Genomic DNA, 22,482 nt, shown 5'->3' with positions numbered 1-22,482 from the left:
GAAACCAAGGTTAGCTATGCACAAATTCAATAAATACTATGTACTTTAAATGGCTCATCTTTTCATTTTTAAGTTACAGATATTGAATCATAGTAGTTGCCTAGTTAAATTTACTTAGGCTATTTATACATCTAACTATTTTTAGAGCAGTGCTTCCACAGGTCACTATAAATGGATCAAAGAAAAGCCAGCCCATTTAGAACTAGCTGGCTTTAATTCTAATTAGAGTTCAACAAAAAATATGATACGCGAAAATGTCATCTGCAACCTGCATGGTCTAAGCAAGATAAGGTTTCTTCGATATCTTTTAATAAATCCAAGAAAAGAACAGGTTTTGCAGGTGACAATCGTTTTGCCTACTTTTGTCGAAACAAAAGTAGGGCGAGCCGCAGGCTAATGACGAAATTGGATGAAAATTCGATAAGACTCCGCCAAGATAATTTTTTTCAATCGGTTAGATCAACAATTACTGCGAATTCGACTTACCACTAAGACCCTTTTATTTTTAAATTAAATTGCGGCTTGTAAGGTTTGCATTTTTGCCACTTCTTGCTGTTTCAGTAAATTACGTTGAATTTTGCCACTAGACGTCTTCGGCAAGCTTTCAACAAACTCAATTTCTTTCGGATACGCATGTTTAGATAAACGTGAGCGCACATAGGCTTGGAGTTTGCTATCCAACGCTTTAGAGGCTTGGTACTGTGGTTTCAACACCACAAAAGCTTTCACCACTTCTGTACGTTCTGGATCAGGCTTACCAATCACAGCTGACTCTAGTACTTCCGCACACTCAAGTAAGGTACTTTCGACATCAAAAGGACCAACTCGATAGCCTGACGTTGTAATGACATCGTCAGCACGTCCTACAAAATCGATACCGCCAATTTCATTGAGCTTGACTGTATCACCTGTTAAATAATACTGTCCTACAAAGGACTTTCGATTATTGCCACCATAACCCTTAAACCATGTCAGTGGTGACTGGCTAAAGTCTATCGCCAACGTTCCAATCTCTCCGCGCTTCACTTCTTGGTGGTTCGCATCCAGTACAGCAAAACGATGTCCTGGATTGGCAAAGCCTGCCGAGCCGACTTTTTTCTCATGCCCCAGTGCATGATGGTTTGCAATCACCATGCCCAACTCAGTTTGTCCATACTGGTCATAAATGTTGACGTTCAGATCATTATTGAACCAATGAATCACTTCTGGGGTTAAAGGCTCACCTGCACTACTCACGGCGCGTAAGTGAGTTTTAATGGATGGATCAAACTTTTCTTTGAAACCGAAGAACATCCGAAAAGCTGTAGGCGAACCCGTTAAGTTACTGACACGAAACTTTTTAATAACTTCAACCGCATGATCCACGCTAAATGCACGCTCATCCATAATGATGCTATGCCCCAAGCTGAGCGGCCCTGTGATTCCATAGTACAACCCATAAGCCCAGCCCGGATCGGCTAAATTCCAGAATGAATCGTCTTCTCTTAAATCTACCGCATGTTGCATATAACCTTTAAAAGCCAAAACTGCTTTTAATGGGACAGGCACTGACTTGGCCAAACCTGTGGTGCCTGAGGTAAACATCATTAGAAAATCATCATCAAAGTTACGTAAAACAGCCTCACATTGATCAGACTGTTGTTTTGCTTCCTGCCAAAAATCAGCTTCATTGCTGGCTAAGTTTATTCCTGCATTCACTGTAAGGATATGTTTGACTTCAATGTGATTTAGCTTTGGATGTTGCTCTGCATTAGTCACAATCAATTTGGTGTTCGCAGTTAAAACTCGATGCTCAATTGCCTTCGACTCAAAAGCAGTAAACAAAGGCTGGTAAATCGCACCGATCCGCCATGTTGCTAAAATCGTAATCAATAGCTCAGGCGTACGCGGTAACAGCCCTGCAATACAGTCACCCACTTGAATCCCAATATGTTTAAAATAATTTGCCAACTGTGCTGAGGCCACATCGAGCTGTTCAAAACTCCATTGCTCAGACTCACCATTTTTTCCTTCCCAAATGAGTGCTGTTTTTTGCTGCCCGACATAGCGCTGACAGCACTCAATATAGGCATTTATTGCATTGGGTTGGCCGACCAATTGTTCCTGAATCAGTTGCTCATAGTTAAATTCTTGGTGGGCTTGTTCTAATGTCTTCATCACGACAACCTCGTATTATCCATTTTTTAAGGCCAAATCCACTTTGGCCGTCCATATTCTTTATCGTTTTAAGCGTTGAACTGACGTCATTGTCAGTCCTGTATTATTTGAAAACCTAAAGTAGTTCAGCTGCTCGACTTAATACCTGTAACTAACGGCTACAGCTAGATAACCATGTTTTAAATGCACCTACAATTTCCAAATCCCTCAATGAAAATGCAGGCTTTGAACATCGACCAAGTTCTAAAACTGAGTCGACTTAAACCTTGGTGACTTCACGTGCAATGACAAGACGTTGAATATCAGATGCTCCTTCATAAATCTGGCTCACACGAACATCCCGATAAATTCGCTCAACTGGAAAATCTGAGACATAGCCATAACCACCGTGAATTTGAATAGCATCAGAACAAACACGCTCCGCCATGGTTGAGGCAAACAGTTTGGCCATAGACGCTTCTTTTAAACATGGTAATCCTGCATCCTTCAAAGCTGCTGCATGGAAAATTAACTGGCGTGCCGCTTCAATTTGCGTTGCCATATCGGCTAAACGAAAAGCAACGGCCTGATGTTGTACAATTTCAACACCGAAGGCTTTGCGGTCATTTGCATATTCAACCGCAGCATCTAAAGCGGCGCGCGCCATACCGACTGATTGCGCTGCAATACCAATACGTCCTGACTCCAAATTTGAGAGGGCAATTTTATAGCCCTCACCTTCCGCACCTAGCAAATGATCAGCCGGAATGCGGCAGTTCTCCAAAACGATGGTTGCCGTATCCGAACAGTGCTGCCCCATCTTTTCCTCTATACGAGAGACGATATAACCTTCGGTATCGGTTGGGACTAAAAAGCAAGAAATACCTTTCTTACCCGCAGCTTTGTCTGTAACTGCAAAAATTAAAGCAACTTGAGCATGCTTTCCTGTGGTAATGAATTGCTTGGTTCCATTCAGCACCCATTCATCGCCCTCACGAACGGCTTTACACTCCAACGCACCTGCATCTGAGCCTGCTTGTGGTTCAGTGAGACAAAAACATCCCAACCACTCACCCGTGGCAAGCTTGCTTAAATATTTTTGCTTTTGCGCATCAGTGCCATAACGCTGGGTAATGCCACACGGTAGTGAGTTTTGCACACTGACAATAGTCGAAATAGCACCATCACCTGCTGCAATTTCCTCAAGTGCCACCACCAGTGAAATATAATCTAAGCCTGCACCACCCCACTCAGGTGAAACAGTCATACCCAAAGCACCTAACTCACCCAGCTCTTTGAGTTCTTGCGCAGGAAACTGTGCGGTTTTGTCACGTGCAGCTGCGGTTGGCTTCAGTTTTTCTTGCGAATAACTACGCAACATATCCTGAACCATTTTTTGTTCTTCATTTAAAAGCATTAGATGTCCCTTTCTCTGTCAGAGCCTTGATTTAATTTTTAAAGTTAAACTCAGCCCTGAATATCTATTTTTAGCGTCCATTCTTAGAATTCGATACGCGAAAAAGTCATTTGCAACTGTCCGAGACACGACTACATTTCTACGTCTTGTTTTTGCGAGTTATTGATCAGAAGATGTACTTCAACGAGTTTTGCAAATGACAATGGTTTTGGTTACTTTTGCCAAAACAAAAGTAACTGAATAAGCTAGTACAAAAGAATTTATTTAAGCTAAGACTCCGCAATGGGTATACCCTAAGAAATTATTTAGGCTGCATACGAATCGCGCCATCTAAACGAATCACTTCACCATTCAAATAACTATTTTCAAAAATATGACCTACAAGCTGAGCAAACTCTTGCGGTTTTGCCAAACGCTTCGGAAATGGCACCATTTCACCCAACGCATCTTGTACATTTTGTGGCATCGCCTTCAACATTGGCGTTTCCATAATGCCTGGAGCAATGGTCATCACTCGAATTTTTTCACGAGCTAGCTCGCGTGCCAACGGTAAAGTCATTGAGACAACAGCACCTTTCGATGCTGCATAAGCAGTCTGACCAATTTGTCCGTCATAGGCTGCAACTGAAGCTGTATTCACAATCACGCCACGTTCTTCTTCACCTGCTTGAAGTTCATATTTCGCGATTAACTGCGCAGCAAAACGCAGCATATTAAAAGTACCTGAGACATTGATGTTTAATACTTTTTGGAACAGTGCCAGCTCATGAATACCGTCACGACCCAACACTTTGGCTGAAGGCGCTACACCCGCACAGTTCACCAAACCATTCAATTGTGCATATTCCGCCTCGACTTCTTGGAAGAAACTTTGCACGGCGTGCTCATCCGTAACATCAAGGCTTTTAAACTGAGCATTTTCACCCAACTCACGCTGTAGCTCTTCACCCAAAGTTTGGTTCATATCCACCAAAATGACTTTCGCACCTTGCTCAATCAAAAGACGTGCTGTTGCTGCTCCTAAACCCGATGCACCACCCGTGACGACAAAAACCTTCCCTTGAATCTTCATTTATTTTTCCTTGTATGATTGAATGCTACGACTTAAGAAGAAATGTAAACACAGAACCCTTTAAGTACAATTTCCAAATATTGCATCTTCCATGATGGTTTTGGACAATGCTCAAAATGTACAATAAAAATATGGAAGCCACTATGACTGCATCGGAACATGCAAACGCCCAGAAAGATTCCATTTCAATTGCTTTGGTACACGAAGCATTGTTTGAAGCTGAAAAGCAGGGATATGCGATTGCAGATATTTTGAAAAATGCAGGTATCAATAGCGAACTCTTAGGTGCTTCAAAAGCAAGGGTCTCAGTCAATCAATATGCACAGCTCTGGACTGAACTGGCCAATGTCATGAATGATGAGTTTTTCGGAATGGATCGCCATGCTATGCGCCGTGGCAGTTTTCAGTTTTTATCTAAATCACTGTTACACACTACCCAGCTCGACCAAGCCATTCAGCATATTTTGCAGTTTATGAATCTGGTGCTAGACGACTTTAGCAGTCAGCTCATGGTGCAAGAGCATTATGCCTATATTGTGATATATGAACGACAACAGCCCAAACGCATGTTTAGTTACGCGACTTACATCATGCTGATTCATGCGCTTATGTGTTGGTTGGTGGGTCAACGGGTGATTTTGAATCAAATTCAACTCAAATGTGATGTGCCAATAGATGACATCGATTACAAAGTTCGTTTTTGTGAGAATATCCAGTATCAAATGGCGGAAAACTATATTCAGTTCGATGCAAATTACTTAAAAATACCCATAAAACAGGACAGTAAATCGTGGTATCAATTTATTCAGCAAACTCCACATATTTTACTGACCCGTTATAAAAACCCACATTCAACCAGTGCCCAGATTCGTCGCTACTTAATGCAAGAGCCACCTCTACAATGGCTTGAACTGTCTGAAATTGCCCATCATTTCAATATGTCTGAGGCGACTATTCAGCGGCGACTTAAAAGCGAAGGTTTCAGTTATCAGCAACTCAAAAATGATATACGCCGAGATATGGCGATTGAGCTGCTCAGTAACAGCCAAGTATCATTACAAGACATTAGCACTGAACTCAATTTTCATGATCCGAGTGCGTTCCACCGTGCTTTTAAAAAGTGGACTGGGGTTAGCCCCGGCGCTTATCGTCAAAATAAAGACGCTTAACACAGGTCGCTTGATATAGGCAGCAATAAGATGCTGTTGCTCTTTCTACAGCACAAATCACCAGCTAATAAAATTCTCTCGTTCAAGTAAAACCTTAACATTCTATTATTCTGATTTGGGTTTTGTTTTTTCCAAATGAAATGTCAACAGAGCTTATACCTTAAATTGATTTTTTAATGCTCATTCATCGGAAAATCAGGGGGCTGTCGCACTTTGTCACTGACTTCAAAAAATTAACTGCCATAGTGATCTCGTCATATTGTTTTACACAATATTGAATAAAAACATCATGGAGGGAACACATGAGCACCCAATTAAATAAAAACTTAATGAAAAATATCGGATGGTTATCGTTACTGCTGAGTACGCAGCAAGTGATAGCAGACTCATACATTTATGTGACGAATACCACCCCTGAAACGGTATCCGTCAATATTAATCATCATGGTACACGCACCTTAACTCAAGGGAGTCAATGGGCTCAAGAAGCCACCCAAATTGCACCTTATGAAACCAAACGTGTACTGCGTTTTAACCGTTATACTGGGGTAAAGTCAGGTCAAACCTATAATTTTGATACAGTCATTACAGGCGGTGGTTCAAGCATCACCCTGAAACAATCTATGACTGGCACTTGGTCTGGCAGTGATATTAAACACTCTGCATCTGGCAGTGATTTCTCTGCACCATGGTTCAACGACCGCATCATTCAGCGCTTTAACACCAATTATGCAGGAAAAGCCGCGCAGACTGCTTTTAAAGCTGAGTACACTGGTGGTTATGACGACTTCCACTACACTATCCATCAAAATACCGTACCAGAACCCGTTGCCAGCAGTGCCGATGAATTTAAAGTTTTAACCTACAATATTTATGCCCTTCCTTTAGTGGCAAGTAAAATTGATTCACGTTTAGAGCAACTGCCGCAAAACCTAAAAGGCTACGACGCAATCTTATTCCAAGAAACCTTCGCTTCTGGTCGTACCGCCATGTTGGCCAAATTAGCTCAGGAATATCCGTACCAAACCTATATTCCGGTCGGTTCAGGCTACAACATTTATGACAGCGGCATATTGGTTGCCAGTCGCCATCCTATTGTAAAAACGGACCATTTTATTTACCCGAGCTGTACAGGGATTGACTGTTTTGCCGATAAAGGCGTGATTTATGCTGAAATTCTCAAGAATGGCAAAGCCTACCATGTGACCTCCACACATACCGCATCGTTTGATACCGACGCGGCACGTGATATGCGCCAGCAACAATTTAAGCAAATCCGCGCTTTGGTCGATAAGCAAAATATCCCGTCATTTGATGCCGTACTTATGGGCGGTGACTTTAATGTCAACAAACTCCTGTGGCCGCAAGATTATGCACAAATGCAAATTAACTTGAATGGTACAGTACCAGTCAGCACAGGATATACCGAATCAACCTTCGATCCACGAGTGAATAAACTCGCGGGTGCAGGACTCACGGGTGGCTCTACTGTAGAGTATTTAGACTATGTGGTGTCATCCAATAACCACCGCCAGCCTATCCAAGCACGTAATGATGTCCGCATTCTTCGCTCGGCTGCCGATCCCTTGTTTATGACTTGGGACTTATCTGACCACTTCCCTGTCATGGGTCAATTCCAATACAACCCATAAGGAAGAATAATGAAGCGCTTTGGGCTTATCGCTTTGGTGCTGAGTGTGTTGGTGATCGGTGTGGTGATATGGTTGGGCCTTGGGTCATCATATGCCACATCGGATCAAACTCAGGCATCCTCACCGTCTCTTACAGAGACTGCTCAATCCAGCAGTTTGCAAGAGAAGCTTGCCACTGCAAACAATAACGAGTCAAAAATGCAGCAACAACAGCAACAAGAATCCATCCAAAAAATGATTCAACACTTTCAAAAAAAACCAGGCAATATCACACAATTATTAAACCAGTTACAACAAAGCTGCCCCGATACCAACTGTCAGGCATTATTAAAACAGGTATTGGACGAATATCCAGATCAGCAGTTTGCCAAGACTTTAAAACAATTGATAGAACGTCTACCACTTTACGAAAAAGAAATGCAAGCTAAAACCATGTCCACACAAATGACTCCACAACAGCGTTATCGGGAGATTTGGAACTTACGTGAACAAACTTTAGGTAAGCAAGAAACACTACTGGGCTTTGCTGAAGAAAAAGAATTTGCCAGCTATCAGTTCGCTTATGGTGAGCTCTTAACCCGAGCACCGCAAATGACGCTACAACAACGTCTGAGTGAACTCTCGCAATTACAGCAACAATATAAAAACCCAAGCAAAAACATTGATGGTCAAAGTGGTCTTTATGATAAAGCCCTTAAATTGGCTTTAATTGGCGTCACCGACCCAATACAACAGCAAGAAATTACCCAACAAATTCGTAACAGCTACTTTTCAGGCAAAGAAGCAGTGCAATTGGCTGAACGCGAACAACAAGTCGCTCGTCAGCAACAACAGATCGCCAGTTATCAATCTGAGCTTGCTACTCTAAACCAAGAAATGAATCAGCAAAAACAAAATTTAACTGAAAGTGCATGGCAGCAGCAATATCAACTCCGTCTAGAACAACTGAGGCAAAAGCACTTTAACTAGTGGCTTAAACATTCATCATTCTCCACATCAAACACAGACAACTAAAGTAAGATGATACACCTTATGTTGCTTTAGCTTGTCTTTATAAATTGCGGTTCCACAATGTTTTGAGTTCGCATTAGTAATCTTAAAATGAAGAACTTTGCATCAGCACTGACAAAATAACAACTATATTTCAATAATTTAAAATTAACCAAAATAAATTTTTAATTAAAATCCCACAATATTCCACATTGAATGCTTCTTTTTGATCTATCCGAGCCCATTGAACAGTGGTGTGAAATGCACACAGGCACTCAATTTAATAAAGTTAAGCTTTTCATTCACTTAACAAATCCATCTTTCATTTATCGGAATCTATTTGCAAAAAGTTCCAAATTGGATTATTTTTCAACCAATTTTAAAGCATTCGTTAATGCTTATTTTCCGGCTGTACTCCCCCTGTTTAATCACCTTATTTCTTTTAAAGGTTATGACATGCTTAAAATGATTGATGTTCTCGATCAACGTCTAGTGCAAAACTTTACTCAAGCTTTGCAGTCTCCTACCCCACAATTTGAAGAGCAACTGGATCAAGGTATTCTCAATGCATCGGACCTTGAATTAAATCATGCTGTTACTGCATTTTTTAATGAAGTTAATGCGATTGAAGCTGCTCAAGCGTTGGATATTAGCGCTGACCGTATTCAAGCCCTGCAGTTAGGCGCATCGTTTAAAGATGAACAATATTTAGCTGATCTAAAGAAAATTGTGACGCTTTGTCTTGCACTTGAAACTGATGCTTTAGAGCAAGTTGAAGTGTTTGACAGCTTACAAGACTATCCTATGTAAGCTTGCAATCCTTAAAAAAGCGACTATTACAGTCGCTTTTTTACATTCAAAATGAATGATTTAGTTATGCAATCTTCATATAAGAAGAAATTATTCTATGCTTTTTTAAAGTTATTCTATACTCCAAAAACTGCACATAGCTCGATCAAATTATTAAAATTCAATCACTTAAATTAATACCACCTACTTATTTCAATTTGATATTTTGTTATCCATTTTTATTTTTTTATTTTTCGCATCCATCAGGTTAAAAGAACCCACAAATGAACTTATTTAAATGATGCAACATGAAAAACTTTAAACTCCTGAGCACTTCACTGATTTTAGGTCTGATCGGCTCTTATGCCAATGCAGCTATTCCAAGCACACTTAAACTCGACTATGCCTACTACGCACCAACCAGTCTTGTGGTGAAAGAGCAGAAATTGTTAGAAAAAGCCTTACCTAAAACTGAAATTAAATGGGTGTTTAGCCAAGGCAGTAACCGCTCGCTGGAATATTTAAACAGTGGCAGTGTCGATTTTGCGTCAACCGCAGGACTTGCAGCCGTACTCAGTCGCGCCAACGGCAGTCCAATCAATACCGTTTATATCCAAAGCCAACCTGAATGGACCGCTTTGGTGGTTGCTAAAAACTCCCAGATTAAAAGTTTAAAAGACTTAAAAGGAAAGAAAATTGCAGCAACTAAAGGCACAGATCCATTTCTGTTTACCTTACAAGCGCTGGATACAGTGGGTCTAAATAAACGCGACGTGCAACTGGTTCATTTACAACATCCAGATGGCAAAACGGCTTTAGAACGTGGTCAAGTCGATGCTTGGGCAGGCTTAGATCCCTTGATGGCTTCGGCACAAGTGCAATCTGGTGCAAAACTGCTGTATCGAAATATTGGGTTTAATAGTTATAGCGTGCTCAGTGTCAAAGAGTCTTTTACTCAGCAAAGCCCCGAAGCCATTGAAGCGGTGATTAAAGCCTATGAACAAGCACGTAAGTGGGCCAAAGCTAATCCAGAGAAACTGGCGGAATTATTGGCACGCGAGTCCAAACTTCCGTTGAATGTCGCAAAATTACAATTAAGCCGTACCAACTTTGATCAAAACATTCCGTCAGCCAAACAGATTGCCGCATTACAAAAGTCTGGCAGTATTTTGAATGAAGAAGACTTAGTCCGTAAAGGCACCAATGTTAATCAAGTCGTGACTCAGTTGTTTAAACCACAATATGCACAAAAGGTTGTAAGCAAATAATGACCAAGTCAGTCGCGAACTCTTTCACCCCTATTGAAGTGAAAAAGAGTTCCTCATTTCAGTTGAAATTGAAGCGTGTTCTCAAAGCGATCACCTTTCCAGTGCTCTTACTGATTGCTTGTGAATATCTGGTCCGTGCAGGTTTTATTGAACCTTATTTATTGCCTGCACCCAGTAGTTTATGGCAAACCTTTCTAGATCTATGGCAGGCAGATTTATGGATGCATGTCTGGACCAGTACATGGCGGGTGTTTTTAGGCTTTTTTATTGGGAGTGCTCTAGCTTTAATATTTGCGATCTTGGTGGGACTCAACAAACAGGTGGAAGCTTTTTTAGAACCTAGTTTTTCAGCGATCAAATCCATCCCAAGCTTAGCGTGGATTCCGCTACTTTTACTGTGGTTGGGAATAGATGAAGCATCAAAAATCACCCTGATTGCGATTGGCGCATTTTTTCCGACCTATACCAACACGGTCGCAGCGATTAAAGGCGTTGACCGAAAACTCATCGAAGTCGCTCAAGTCTATCGGTTAAAATACTGGCAGCAGGTACAACAGATTATTTTGCCTGCGGCGTCTCCGGGAATTTTAACAGGACTACGCAACAGTTTAAGTTTGGCATGGATGTTTATGATTGCCGCAGAACTCATTGCAGCGACGCAAGGCATAGGCTATTTATTGAGTGATGGCCGAGAAACTTCGCGTCCCGACATTGTGATCTTAGCGATTATTCTTTTAGCCGTGCTTGGAAAATTCAGCGATAGCATCATGAAAGCCATCGAGACTTGGCTACTGCGTTGGCGCGACGTATTTGGAGCATAAGATACAAAAGATAAAAGCGCACCGGATGCGCTTTTATCTTAGAGGAAACAATGAACTTACTGTGTCCACTGTCCTAAAGTGACGCGGTCATTACCACCATAATCTTTTACCGTACGGACTTGTTTATAGCCCGCTTCTTTAAAGATTTTCTGTACAGCATCAGCTTGATCATAACCATGCTCCAGCACTACCCAACCATCGAGGGTTAAATGCTTTTTGCCTTGTAGGATAATAACTTTCAAATCAGCCAAACCATGATCCGCAGCAACGAGTGCTCGTTCAGGCTCAGTTGCTAAGTCTTGCATGTGTGCATCATCAGCATCGATGTACGGTGGATTCGATACAATCACATCAAAAAACTTTCGATTCAGCGGTGCAAACCAACTGCCACACACAAAAGTTACATCATTTAAGTCATGCTTTTCTGCATTTTGCTGAGCAACAGCTAAAGTCGGCTCATAAATATCGGTCGCCGTGATGTCCCACGTGTCCCGTTCACTGGCCAATGACAGCGCAACCGCACCCGTCCCTGTACCTAAGTCGACGATGCGCGCATCTTCAGGTAAGTCTAAACGTAATACAGTCTCAACCAGTACCTCAGTATCTGGACGTGGTACTAAGGTGTCAGGAGTGACAATCAGATCTAGCGTCCAAAATGGTTGTGAACCTGTCACATAAGCCAAAGGTTCCCCCGCATCAATGCGTGCCAAAGCAGCAACATAGGCTTGCTCTTGCTCATCGGTCAACACTTGATCTTTTTTCATAACCAAATCAAAAGAATCAATTTTGGTAATGTGTTCTAACAACCATGCGTTCTCTTGACGTTCGTAACTCTCGGCTTCACCACGTAAAGCCAAAGCTTGGGCAATATTCATTATCCACCATTCTGCTGTGCAAGCATCGCAAGCTGATCTGCTTGATATTCACGATGCAAACTATCTAATAGTTCCGTTAAATCACCTTCCATAACTGCATCTAACTTGTATAAAGTTAAGTTAATACGGTGATCGGTCATACGACCTTGCGGATAGTTATAGGTACGAATACGTTCTGAACGATCACCCGAGCCGACCAAATCACGACGCATTTCAGAAGTTGCTGCATCAGCCGCTGCACGTTTTGCATTTTCCAACCGTGAAGCAAGTAACGCCATCGCTTTGGCTTTGTTTTTATGCTGCGAACGCTCTTCCTGACATTCCACCACCGTTCCTGTTGGAATGTGGGTAATACGCACAGCTGAATCGGTTTTGTTGATGTGCTGACCACCCGCACCTGAGGCACGGTAGGTATCAATGCGTAAGTCTGACGCATTAATTTCAACTGTTGTATCGACATCAATTTCAGGCAAGATCGCAACGGTACACGCCGAAGTATGCACACGACCTTGGGACTCTGTTGCAGGCACACGTTGTACACGGTGCGCACCACTTTCAAACTTCAAACGGCCGTAAACACCTTCACCATTCACCAAACAAATGATTTCTTTATAACCACCGTGTTCGCCTTCATTTTCAGACAATACTTCAATACGCCAGCCTTGTGATTCAGCGTATTTACTATACATGCGGTATAAGTCACCCGAGAAAATAGCAGCTTCATCACCGCCTGTTCCCGCTCGAATTTCCAAATATGCAGAGTTCGCATCATTTGGATCTTTCGGAATCATTAAGATATTTAAATCACCTTCTAAAGACTCAATAATGGCTTTATTTTCTTTAATTTCTTCAACTGCCATTTCCTTAAAGTCAGGATCTGACAGCATCGCTTCAGCCGTTTCAATATCTGCTTCAGCTTGTTTGTACTTGGTCCAAACTTCTGTGATTTCACTTAAATCACTATGTTCACGTGACAACTGACGAAAGCGTTTGTTATCCGAAATGACTTCTACATCTGCAAGTAATGCTGTTAATTCTTCGTGACGGTCAGAAAGTTGATCTAATCGTAAACGTAACGATTCTTTCATTAGGAAAATATCTCAATATAAAGGCTGCAATACAGTTTCACAGCACCAAAAAATTTGCGCTTAGTTTAACGGCTCTATCACGCAAAGAACATCATTATTCAATCCTGAGCGAAGTTTACTTTATACGCCTCAGTAGATTGATACACTTTTAAAGCATATTCATGCCCTTACTAACGCTTAAAAAATGTAGAACCGCTATTCCATGTACATCTTTTAAATAGAGCGTTTCAGCTCAAAATTCAGAGTGTGAACTGCATCACTCCTAGGTTTATCCACATTTGCACGATTTTGGATAAATTTCATTCTGCTTATTCACATTTGTAATAAAACTGATACAAACAATAAACCAATGGGTTTCAATTTGGTTTTAACTCTCCACAATTAACTGGAATCTTTTTGTTACATTAGCCGCATCAAAAAATGTAAGACAGTTCAACCAATGTTGGACATGGAGAAACACATGAAACTTAATACACTCTTAATGTCAGCAACATTAGCAACAGCATCTATGTTTACTGCGACTGCTTATGCAGATAGCACAACTCGCGTTGCAGCAGCAAGTGCTTTAGGTAGTGTTGCAGGGACAGCGATTGGTAAAAATATGGGTGGTACAACTGGTGCAACTATCGGCGCAGCACTTGGTGGTGCAGGTGGTGCAGCCGTAGCGAGCAACAAACGCAACCGTACTGAATCTGCTATTGGCGGTGCTATTGGTGGTGGTGCAGGCTATACCGTAGGTAAAAGCATGGGCGGCACCAATGGCGGCTACGTTGGATCTGCTCTCGGTGCAGCAGGCGGGGCAGCTCTCGGTAACAAAATTTCAAAAGACAAACAATATGATTCTTACCAAAGTAAAAAATGGAAAAAGAAACACCGTAAACACCGTTAATTGAACGCATCGTAAAGAAGTCATTGAAAGCACCTTCGGGTGCTTTTTTATGGCACAGATTTAGACGCAATAACACATCAGCCAAACTGGTAGAAAATACGAAGAGTCGTTACACAGCACTTACCAAAGCAACGGGTTCGACAAAGTTTCTCTTCATTATTCTTCCCACTTGTTTCGCTAAAGTGAAATCAAGACAAAATAGACATGCTCTTAGGAGTTTAAAAATGAAAATTAAATCAATTTTAATGAGTACCGTCATTGCAGCTTCTGCATTAACGATGACCACAACATATGCAGGGAACACAACCAATACTGCACTAACGTCTGCATTAGGTGGTGTTGTCGGTGCTGCGATAGGTAATCAAATGGGTGGACAAACAGGCGCGATGATTGGTTCTGCCATTGGTGGTGGTGCAGGTGCAGCAGCTTCGGCCAACAAACGAGACCGTAATGGTGCAATCATTGGTGGAGCACTCGGTGGTGCGGGTGGTTATACCGTAGGTAAAAACATGGGCGGTACCAATGGTGGGTATATTGGTGCTGGTCTAGGTTCAGCGGGTGGCGCAGTTCTAGGTAAAAAAGTCTCTGAAGACCGTCGTTATGATGATGAATATGACCGCCGTTACGATGACCGTTATGATCGTCGTTACGACAGCCGTGGCTATCGTAACAGCAATTATAAATATAATGGTCGCAACTACCGTGGTGACAATGGCCGTCATTTGGGTTGGTACAAAAACGGTAAACGCTAAGTACCACCTAAAACATTTTCAAATAAAAGAGCACCTTCGGGTGCTTTTTATTTATCTGACGACTATACTCAAAAAAGATACCAAGTTGTTATGCTAAATACAGCAACCTACTTTTTTTTTGCTTTAAATGCATGTATGACTAGTGCGGTTCAACAATGTTGATTAGATATTTAGTTTCATTTTTAAATCAATACCTTATACAAAACAACCAGAATATCGAATAAAATCGATATACAAAACAGCACTTATATCGCATTATTTCGATATATAAAGCAAAACTGAGAAGTAGAATGCGCACTTTGTCCGAGACTCAATTTTCTATTTTAGAATTAGCTCCTGTCCGCGAAGATCAAACTGTACAACTCACCTTACAGCATAGCTTAAAGTTGGCCCAACAAGCTGAGCGCTTAGGTTACAGCCGACTTTGGCTTGCGGAACATCATAATATGGATGGTATTGCCAGCTCTGCAACTGCGGTGCTACTCGGCTATTTACTCGCGAATACTTCAACTTTAAAAGTGGGTTCAGGAGGTATCATGCTCCCGAACCATGCCCCACTGATTGTGGCGGAGCAATTCGGCACGCTTGCGACACTCTATCCAAATCGGATCGAATTAGGTTTAGGTCGAGCGCCCGGCACAGACCAAGTGACCATGCGTGCACTTCGCCGTGGCCGTCAAGAAACCGAAGATCAGTTCCCACAAGATGTTTTAGAAATTCTGCATTACTTTAAAGATGCTGAGCCAAATCAGCGCATCATTGCAACGCCAGGACAAGGGACACATGTACCTGTATGGCTACTCGGTTCAAGCTTATTTAGTGCACAACTGGCAGCAAAACTCGGACTTCCCTACTCTTTTGCATCACACTTTGCACCGCGTATGCTGAAACAAGCGATTCAGCTCTATCGCGAAAACTTTGAACCCTCTGAATACTTATCAAAACCTTATGTATCTATGGGTGTCCCGACGGTTGTTGCTGAAACCGATGCTGAAGCTGAATATCTAGCGACCAGCGCCTACCAACGGGTTTTAGGTCTCATGCGCGGTCAAAGTTTAAAGTTAAAAGCACCGATTACCAGTATGGACGGTCTATGGTCACCTGCGGAAAAAATGTCGGTAGACAGTTTTTATGCTATGGCACAAATCGGTTCCAATGGCACGGTGAAAGAAGGCTTGAAACAGCTACTTCTAGAATATGATGTCGATGAATTCATTTTCACCTGCGACATTTATGACACGGACAAACGTTTAGAAAACTTTGAACATCTCATGCAGATCAAAAATAGCTAAGTACATATCAATCTGTCTGCCTTATGCGTATTAATACATACCCATAAGGCGACATGCATAAATGAATAACTAAAATCTCAGCCGATATCTAAAGTCCCTACAAAAACTGCTGCTATGTCTAGACTAAAGTAAGCGTGACTGCTCAGACAATTTATCACTTTGCCTTTTTAGAGCAAAAACACTAAAAATAACAAATTAAGGAAAGACGATAAAAAAACAATTAAGGATAGAGCATGGTCAATTTACATTCAACAGACAACATATCTGGTTTATTTCAAAACCATCCCGAATATTTTCAGCATTTTAAAGGGCAGCTGATTCCCTCATCGGAAATTAAACAACATACTTTTGCTGAGCAACGTATCGCGATTATTGGCACGGACCAACATACAGTAACTGCCCTCGAGTCTGTTTGTCAGGTTGCTCAATCGGTCTATGTTTTTCAAAATGTGCCACAATTTATCTTGCCGAAAACAGAGCGCGGAATTCAGCGCTTAATTCAACATCCACTGGTTATTAAGAACCGACGTCTATTTAACACGCGCATCAAATGTCTACTGGCTTTACGCTTTTTAGAAACCCAAGTTCAAGACCCATGGCTTAGACACCAACTTAAACCCAACTCCGCTGCCGATAAACTTAAATTTTTCAAGTCCGATCATTACTATCATGCTCTACAACGCGACAACTGTAAGCTCATCACTTGGCCAATCGTTAAAATTCGAGAACATGACATTCAAAGTTTAGATGGCGCCGAATATCCAGTCGATGTGATCATTACCACCTATAACCATTAACAATGTAGAGTAAGTTTCCCTACTTGCCCACTGTTTATTTCGTCACACCTACATACTGATAACCTGTATTTGAACGCTGATAACGTAAGTACTTTCCAGTCGGGTGGCTGTTTTGATCTAATAAAGTGATATCAATCTTGTTTAAGTCTTTTGAAACACGAATATATGAACCGCGTCGCTCTTCGTCATCATGACAGTCATAATCTACTTCAATCGAACTTAACTGCTTTTTCTTGGTCTGGAAAATTGGTGTGGCTGTCAAAACTTGAGCATGCATTTTAAAGGCTTGAATTTGATAGAGACCGTGACAGCTATCGCCTTTGTAATAACTTTGAATCAGATAAATCGGCAGTACACCCAATTTTACTTGGTCAATCTTTAAAATATAGCCTGTTTCTAAAGGCTGAAGTTTTGTGGACGTGCTTGATTTCATCTGCACATAGGATGAAAATTCACCCATGGTACCGCCACCGCCTACATCAAAGGTATAGAATTTAAGCAGTTGGTCCGGCGAGGCATTAATCTTTAGTCTAAGATTTTCGGTCAATTTGGGGAAAGAATAAGCATAACTTTCTGCATTTTCACGGATTAAATCAACCACATCACTTTCGATCTGATGATTCACCGCATAAAAATCTAGCGCTGCATATTTTTGATTAATGGCCTGTTCAGCCTGCTGAATTGATATATTTTTCGCATATAAGGCCATATTAAAATGAGCAAAACAACATACAGCCAATAGGCATTTTGATATTATTTTCATTTGATCTAATCTGTATTTTTATATTGATCAACATTATAAAGCATCATCAATATGACGCTTTATAATGTAATGACAGTATCAACCAATGCGACGTTTTAAACCCGTCATTTGGAGTACACGGGTTGAAATTTCTTCAATCGACATTTCAGAGACATTTAAGTATTTAATCCCTTCAGAAATATAAATTCCTTCAATTGCGCGAAGTTCCATTTGACACTGGCTGAAACTTGCATAACGGCTATTGGCTTTACGTTCAGAGCGGATAGCAACAAGGCGTTCAGCATCAATCATCAAACCAAAAAGCTTCTGTTTATGCGCGCGAAGTACCGCAGGTAAACGGTTGTCATCCAAGTCTTCTTCAGTCAAAGGATAGTTTGCAACACGAATCCCAAACTGTAATGACAAATAAATTGACGTCGGCGTTTTACCCGAACGTGACACCCCAATCAGAATCAGGTCAGCCTTGTCATAGTGGCGTGTACGTGCACCGTCATCGTTATCTAAAGCAAAATGCACCGCATCAATACGTGCTTTATAAGACTCCGAATCGGTCACTGCATGGGTCTGTCCGACTAAAGTTGTAGGTGGCGTTCCTAACTCTTCAGATAATTTACTAATAAGCCCTTCAAATACATCAAGATTTATAGCATTTGCAGTATTAATTATGTCACGCACGTACGGGTCGACTAAAGTGTCAAAAACCAGTGGCTTTTGTCCGTCTTGTTGTGCCCTTAAATTGATCTCAGCAACGACATTTGTAGCAGCTTCTTCAGAGCTAATATAAGGAATAATATGAATGTCAAAGTCAACATTTGGAAACTGCGCCAATAGTGAGTGTCCAAGGGTTTCAGCGGTAATGGCAGTACCATCAGATACAAAAAAAACACTCCGCTTAAATTGTTTACTTCCTGACATTAAAATTCTCCTCAAAAATTTGTCTTAGTGCTATATAATCTTTATAGTAAACCGATCTTACATGACTGTCGCTTAGTAAAATCAAAAAGCTAAGTAGATTTGTTATAATCTGATGCCAAGATAGTGATTAAATACTGCAAAAGTGGAGTAACAACTTTGGAAGCGCGCGTAATTGGTCTAGAAAAATTAGGGAAACACGACGTTGAACTTGTAGGTGGGAAAAACTCATCTTTAGGTGAAATGATCAGCCACCTATCAAATGCAGGTGTATCTGTACCAGGTGGCTTTGCTACTACAGCTCAAGCATATCGTGAATTTCTCGAGCAAAGTGGCCTAAACGCTAAAATCAATGCAGAGTTAAAAGTTCTCAATGTTGATGATGTAAATGCTCTTGCTGAAACGGGCGCTAAAATTCGCCAATGGATTGTAGATACTCCACTTACGGCAGAACTCGAACAAGAAGTTCGTAAAGCATTTGCAGAGCTTTCAAACGGCAACCCAGACATCGCGGTTGCCGTTCGTTCTTCTGCGACAGCAGAAGATTTACCAGATGCTTCTTTTGCAGGCCAACAAGAAACTTTCTTAAACATTCGCGGTATCGACAACGTATTGATCGCGATCAAAGAAGTATTTGCATCACTGTATAACGACCGTGCAATCTCTTACCGTGTACACCAAAACTTTGCGCATGATGTTGTGGCATTATCTGCTGGTGTTCAGCGTATGGTTCGCTCTGAAACTGGTGCAGCGGGTGTAATGTTTACACTCGACACTGAATCAGGTTTCCGTGACGTAGTCTTCATCACTGCATCTTATGGTTTGGGTGAAATGGTCGTTCAAGGTGCAGTAAACCCTGACGAATTCTACCTTTCTAAACCACTTTTAAATGCAGGCAAGCACGCTGTGCTCCGTCGTAATTTGGGTTCTAAACACCAAAAAATGATTTATGGTGAAGAAGCCTCTGCTGGTAAGTCAGTTGTTGTGGTTGATGTTGAAAAACAAGAGCGTCAACAATTCGCATTAAACGACCACGAACTACAAGAACTTGCAAAACAAGCGCTAATCATTGAAAACCACTATGGTTCTCCAATGGACATCGAGTGGGCAAAAGATGGCGATGACGGTCAAATTTATATCGTTCAAGCGCGCCCTGAAACAGTAAAGAGCCGTGAAAACGTCGGCACCATGGAACGCTACCTTTTGAAGCAAAAAGGCACAGTAATTTGTGAGGGTCGTTCAATCGGACAGCGTATTGGTTCTGGTAAAGTACGTATTGTGACGTCTATTAAAGAAATGGACAAAGTACAAGATGGTGACGTGCTTGTATCTGACATGACTGACCCAGACTGGGAACCAGTAATGAAACGTGCCGCTGCGATTGTCACTAACCGTGGTGGTCGTACGTGTCACGCAGCAATTATTGCACGTGAATTAGGTGTTCCAGCAATCGTTGGTTGTGGTAATGCAACTGAAGTTCTAGTAGATGGTCAAGAAGTAACTGTTTCATGTGCTGAAGGTGATACAGGTTTCATCTACGAAGGTTCTTTAGATTTCGAGATTCAAACTAACTCAATCGAATCTATGCCAGAGCTTCCATTCAAAGTAATGATGAACGTCGGTAACCCAGACCGTGCATTTGACTTTGCACAAATTCCAAATGAAGGGATTGGCCTTGCACGTCTAGAATTCATCATTAACCGTATGATCGGTGTCCACCCTAAAGCTTTGTTGAACATTGACAGCTTGCCACGTGAAACACGTGCTGCTGTGATGGCACGTACTGCGGGTTATGCATCACCAATCGAATTCTATGTTGAAAAACTGGTTGAAGGTATTTCTACCCTTGCTGCAGCATTTGCAGATAAGCCTGTGATTGTTCGTATGTCTGACTTTAAGTCAAATGAATATGCGAACTTGATCGGTGGTAAATTATACGAACCTGAAGAAGAAAACCCGATGTTGGGTTTCCGTGGTGCAAGCCGTTATGTATCTGACAACTTCCGTGATTGCTTCGAGTTAGAATGTCGCGCGTTGAAAAAAGCACGTGACGAAATGGGCTTAACCAACATTCAAATCATGATTCCTTTCGTACGTACTGTACACGAAGCGAAGCGTGTCATTGAGTTATTGGCGTTAAACGGTCTGAAACGTGGTGAAAATGGTCTAAAAGTGATCATGATGTGTGAGTTACCAACAAACGCATTATTGGCTGAACAGTTCCTTGAACACTTCGATGGCTTCTCTATCGGTTCAAACGACTTAACCCAGTTAACACTTGGTCTAGATCGTGACTCTGGTATCGTATCTCACCTATTTGACGAACGTGACCCAGCAGTCAAAGCACTGCTTTCTATGGCAATTCATGCATGCCGTAAAGCAGGTAAATATGTGGGTATCTGTGGTCAAGGCCCATCAGATCATCCAGATCTTGCGCAATGGCTGATGGAACAAGGCATCGAATCTGTATCACTTAACCCTGACTCAGTATTAGATACTTGGTTCTTCCTTGCTGAAGAAAAAGCTCAAAAAGCTTAAATTTCTGATGCAATAAAAAAAGACCCTTCATGGGTCTTTTTTTTATACAGGATTCAGCACATTCAAATTGAAACAAGCGTATTTATACATACTCTAGGCAAATTTTGACATTCATGCATCAACATCTTAATTGAGAGAAGGTCACATTGCGATAAAACTAGAAGAAGAAGCATAATCCTTGCTACACTGTCCCGCAATTTGTGTAGTTTTGGTTAATTTCAACTTGAAATTCTCTAGACTATCCACATGTTTTACCATAGATTTTTTATTTGTTTTTAATCTAAAAACAAATATATTTATTATTTGAATATCCCAACTTATATTTTGAGATTAAGTTTATATGCAGATTTACTTGGCACGAAATAATCAACAAGCCGGTCCATATACCTTAGAGCAGTTGAATCAAATGCTCGCAAGCCAACAAGTTTTATTGACGGATTTAGTTTGGCATCAAGGTATGCCTGAATGGAAAGCTTTAGGTGAACTCACCCAAGGAAAACTGGCGTATGAACCTGTAGGTTATCAGCCTCAGCCTCCTATTCCTGAGCCAATGCATACGCCAAATCAATTTTCACAGCCAAACCGCACAGCGGTGAAAGTTGCTCAACCTGAACTAGCATCAATAGGCACACGCGTCTTAGCCAAAGTTATTGATTTACTTCTTTGGCTTCCTGCCGCTGCGATTCCCTCGTTCTTTTTACAAGCAGATAAATTTGGTGAACTGACTGAAATTCAGCAAAAAATGCAAGCGGCTACTACAGCAACTCAGGCCAGTGAACTGCAAGCACAACTGTTCAGTTTGATTCCTACTGAAGCATGGACCACCATGGGGATTTACCTACTAATTATGCTCGGTATACAGGCCTTTTTCTTAGCAAAAAGCGGCCAAAGTATTGGTAAAAAAATCACCAAAATTAAAATTGTAGACGTTGAAACCAATGAAAAAGTCAGCCTCTTACGTGCATTCACATTACGCAGCGTCGTCTTTATTGTGCTCAACATGTTGTTCATGCCGTTTATTACCATCATCGATCACGTCTTTGGTTTAAGTACAAAGCGTCAAACTTTGCACGATAAGCTGGCGAAAACCAAGGTCATTAAGCAGTAATTTGACCATATTTAAGCTGAGGTTTGGCGTCCCTCAGTTTTCCGCAGTTTATTGATATTCAATATAAATCCCTAGATAAATTATAAAATTCCGAGTGAAAAAATCGGTTTTTATAACAGTCATTTAAAGCATCTTTACGTATAGCTTAGTTTGT

At 41.3% G+C, this 22,482-nt stretch carries 19 protein-coding genes; 12 read left to right on the top strand and 7 right to left on the bottom strand.

The annotated features are described in order from the left end of the window. Window positions 1-510 precede the first annotated feature (510 nt). From CDG62_RS08815 to CDG62_RS08805, 3 genes are all read right to left on the bottom strand, one after another. Window positions 511-2,157, bottom strand: coding sequence for an AMP-binding protein (locus CDG62_RS08815; RefSeq protein WP_087526431.1), 1,647 nt, complete (start codon window positions 2,155-2,157; stop codon window positions 511-513). Between the two features lie 259 nt (window positions 2,158-2,416). Continuing rightward, on the bottom strand, window positions 2,417-3,553 hold the full coding sequence (locus CDG62_RS08810; RefSeq protein WP_087526432.1) for an acyl-CoA dehydrogenase family protein: 1,137 nt from the start codon (window positions 3,551-3,553) through the stop codon (window positions 2,417-2,419). A 301-nt stretch (window positions 3,554-3,854) separates the two neighbouring features. Beyond that, on the bottom strand, window positions 3,855-4,625 hold the full coding sequence (locus tag CDG62_RS08805) for a 3-hydroxyacyl-CoA dehydrogenase (protein WP_087526433.1): 771 nt from the start codon (window positions 4,623-4,625) through the stop codon (window positions 3,855-3,857). Between the two features lie 143 nt (window positions 4,626-4,768). On the opposite strand from CDG62_RS08805, the gene CDG62_RS08800 reads away from it, so the two are divergent. From CDG62_RS08800 to CDG62_RS08775, 6 genes are all read left to right on the top strand, one after another. Further along, entirely contained in the window at window positions 4,769-5,794 is a 1,026-nt protein-coding gene (locus CDG62_RS08800) for an AraC family transcriptional regulator (RefSeq protein WP_087526583.1), read from the top strand. Window positions 5,795-6,096: 302 nt separating this feature from the next. Further along, a complete protein-coding gene (locus CDG62_RS08795; protein WP_087526434.1) occupies window positions 6,097-7,446 on the top strand; it encodes a sphingomyelin phosphodiesterase in 1,350 nt (449 codons plus the stop codon). A 9-nt stretch (window positions 7,447-7,455) separates the two neighbouring features. Next, a complete protein-coding gene (locus tag CDG62_RS08790; protein WP_087526435.1) occupies window positions 7,456-8,415 on the top strand; it encodes a hypothetical protein in 960 nt (319 codons plus the stop codon). A gap of 477 nt (window positions 8,416-8,892) precedes the next feature. Continuing rightward, the gene (locus CDG62_RS08785) at window positions 8,893-9,246 is read left to right on the top strand and encodes a hypothetical protein (RefSeq protein ID WP_029575052.1); all 354 of its coding nucleotides are present in this window, start codon (window positions 8,893-8,895) and stop codon (window positions 9,244-9,246) included. Between the two features lie 287 nt (window positions 9,247-9,533). Continuing rightward, entirely contained in the window at window positions 9,534-10,493 is a 960-nt protein-coding gene (locus tag CDG62_RS08780; protein ID WP_119496095.1) for an aliphatic sulfonate ABC transporter substrate-binding protein, read from the top strand. Next, a complete protein-coding gene (locus tag CDG62_RS08775) occupies window positions 10,493-11,314 on the top strand; it encodes an ABC transporter permease (RefSeq protein WP_119496094.1) in 822 nt (273 codons plus the stop codon). Before CDG62_RS08780 ends, CDG62_RS08775 begins: the two co-directional genes overlap by 1 nt. 56 nt (window positions 11,315-11,370) lie before the next feature. On the opposite strand, the gene prmC is transcribed toward CDG62_RS08775, so the two are convergent. Both prmC and prfA read right to left on the bottom strand, forming a co-directional pair. Then, window positions 11,371-12,189: a peptide chain release factor N(5)-glutamine methyltransferase gene (gene prmC / locus CDG62_RS08770; protein WP_087526436.1), complete on the bottom strand. Its 819-nt coding sequence runs from the start codon at window positions 12,187-12,189 to the stop codon at window positions 11,371-11,373. Further along, window positions 12,189-13,277: a peptide chain release factor 1 gene (prfA, locus tag CDG62_RS08765; RefSeq protein WP_087526437.1), complete on the bottom strand. Its 1,089-nt coding sequence runs from the start codon at window positions 13,275-13,277 to the stop codon at window positions 12,189-12,191. Before prfA ends, prmC begins: the two co-directional genes overlap by 1 nt. Before the next feature lie 460 nt (window positions 13,278-13,737). Here prfA and CDG62_RS08760 point away from each other — a divergent pair, with 460 nt between their 5' ends. From CDG62_RS08760 to CDG62_RS08745, 4 genes are all read left to right on the top strand, one after another. Next, a complete protein-coding gene (locus tag CDG62_RS08760) occupies window positions 13,738-14,166 on the top strand; it encodes a glycine zipper domain-containing protein (RefSeq protein ID WP_087526438.1) in 429 nt (142 codons plus the stop codon). 224 nt (window positions 14,167-14,390) lie between these two features. Then, entirely contained in the window at window positions 14,391-14,918 is a 528-nt protein-coding gene (locus tag CDG62_RS08755; protein WP_010327030.1) for a hypothetical protein, read from the top strand. A 290-nt stretch (window positions 14,919-15,208) separates the two neighbouring features. Continuing rightward, entirely contained in the window at window positions 15,209-16,210 is a 1,002-nt protein-coding gene (locus tag CDG62_RS08750; protein ID WP_087526439.1) for an LLM class flavin-dependent oxidoreductase, read from the top strand. A gap of 233 nt (window positions 16,211-16,443) precedes the next feature. Then, window positions 16,444-17,007, top strand: coding sequence for a flavoprotein (locus CDG62_RS08745; RefSeq protein ID WP_087526440.1), 564 nt, complete (start codon window positions 16,444-16,446; stop codon window positions 17,005-17,007). Between the two features lie 34 nt (window positions 17,008-17,041). Here the strand turns inward: CDG62_RS08745 and CDG62_RS08740 are convergent, their stop codons facing one another. Beyond that, entirely contained in the window at window positions 17,042-17,770 is a 729-nt protein-coding gene (locus tag CDG62_RS08740; RefSeq protein ID WP_087526441.1) for a hypothetical protein, read from the bottom strand. A gap of 78 nt (window positions 17,771-17,848) precedes the next feature. Next, window positions 17,849-18,685 (bottom strand): pyruvate, water dikinase regulatory protein, encoded by an 837-nt coding sequence (locus CDG62_RS08735; RefSeq protein WP_005400687.1) that lies wholly within the window; start codon window positions 18,683-18,685, stop codon window positions 17,849-17,851. Between the two features lie 156 nt (window positions 18,686-18,841). Here CDG62_RS08735 and ppsA point away from each other — a divergent pair, with 156 nt between their 5' ends. Together ppsA and CDG62_RS08725 are read left to right on the top strand one after the other, a co-directional pair. Then, entirely contained in the window at window positions 18,842-21,220 is a 2,379-nt protein-coding gene (gene ppsA / locus CDG62_RS08730; protein ID WP_087526442.1) for a phosphoenolpyruvate synthase, read from the top strand. Between the two features lie 340 nt (window positions 21,221-21,560). Continuing rightward, entirely contained in the window at window positions 21,561-22,328 is a 768-nt protein-coding gene (locus CDG62_RS08725) for an RDD family protein (protein WP_087526443.1), read from the top strand. Window positions 22,329-22,482 lie beyond the last annotated feature (154 nt).

Origin of the sequence: Acinetobacter sp. WCHA55 (assembly GCF_002165305.2) — a bacterium.
Taxonomy (GTDB): domain Bacteria; phylum Pseudomonadota; class Gammaproteobacteria; order Pseudomonadales; family Moraxellaceae; genus Acinetobacter.
The sequence above is the reverse complement of the archived record's forward strand: the minus strand, read 5'-3'. Positions and strand labels throughout refer to the sequence as shown.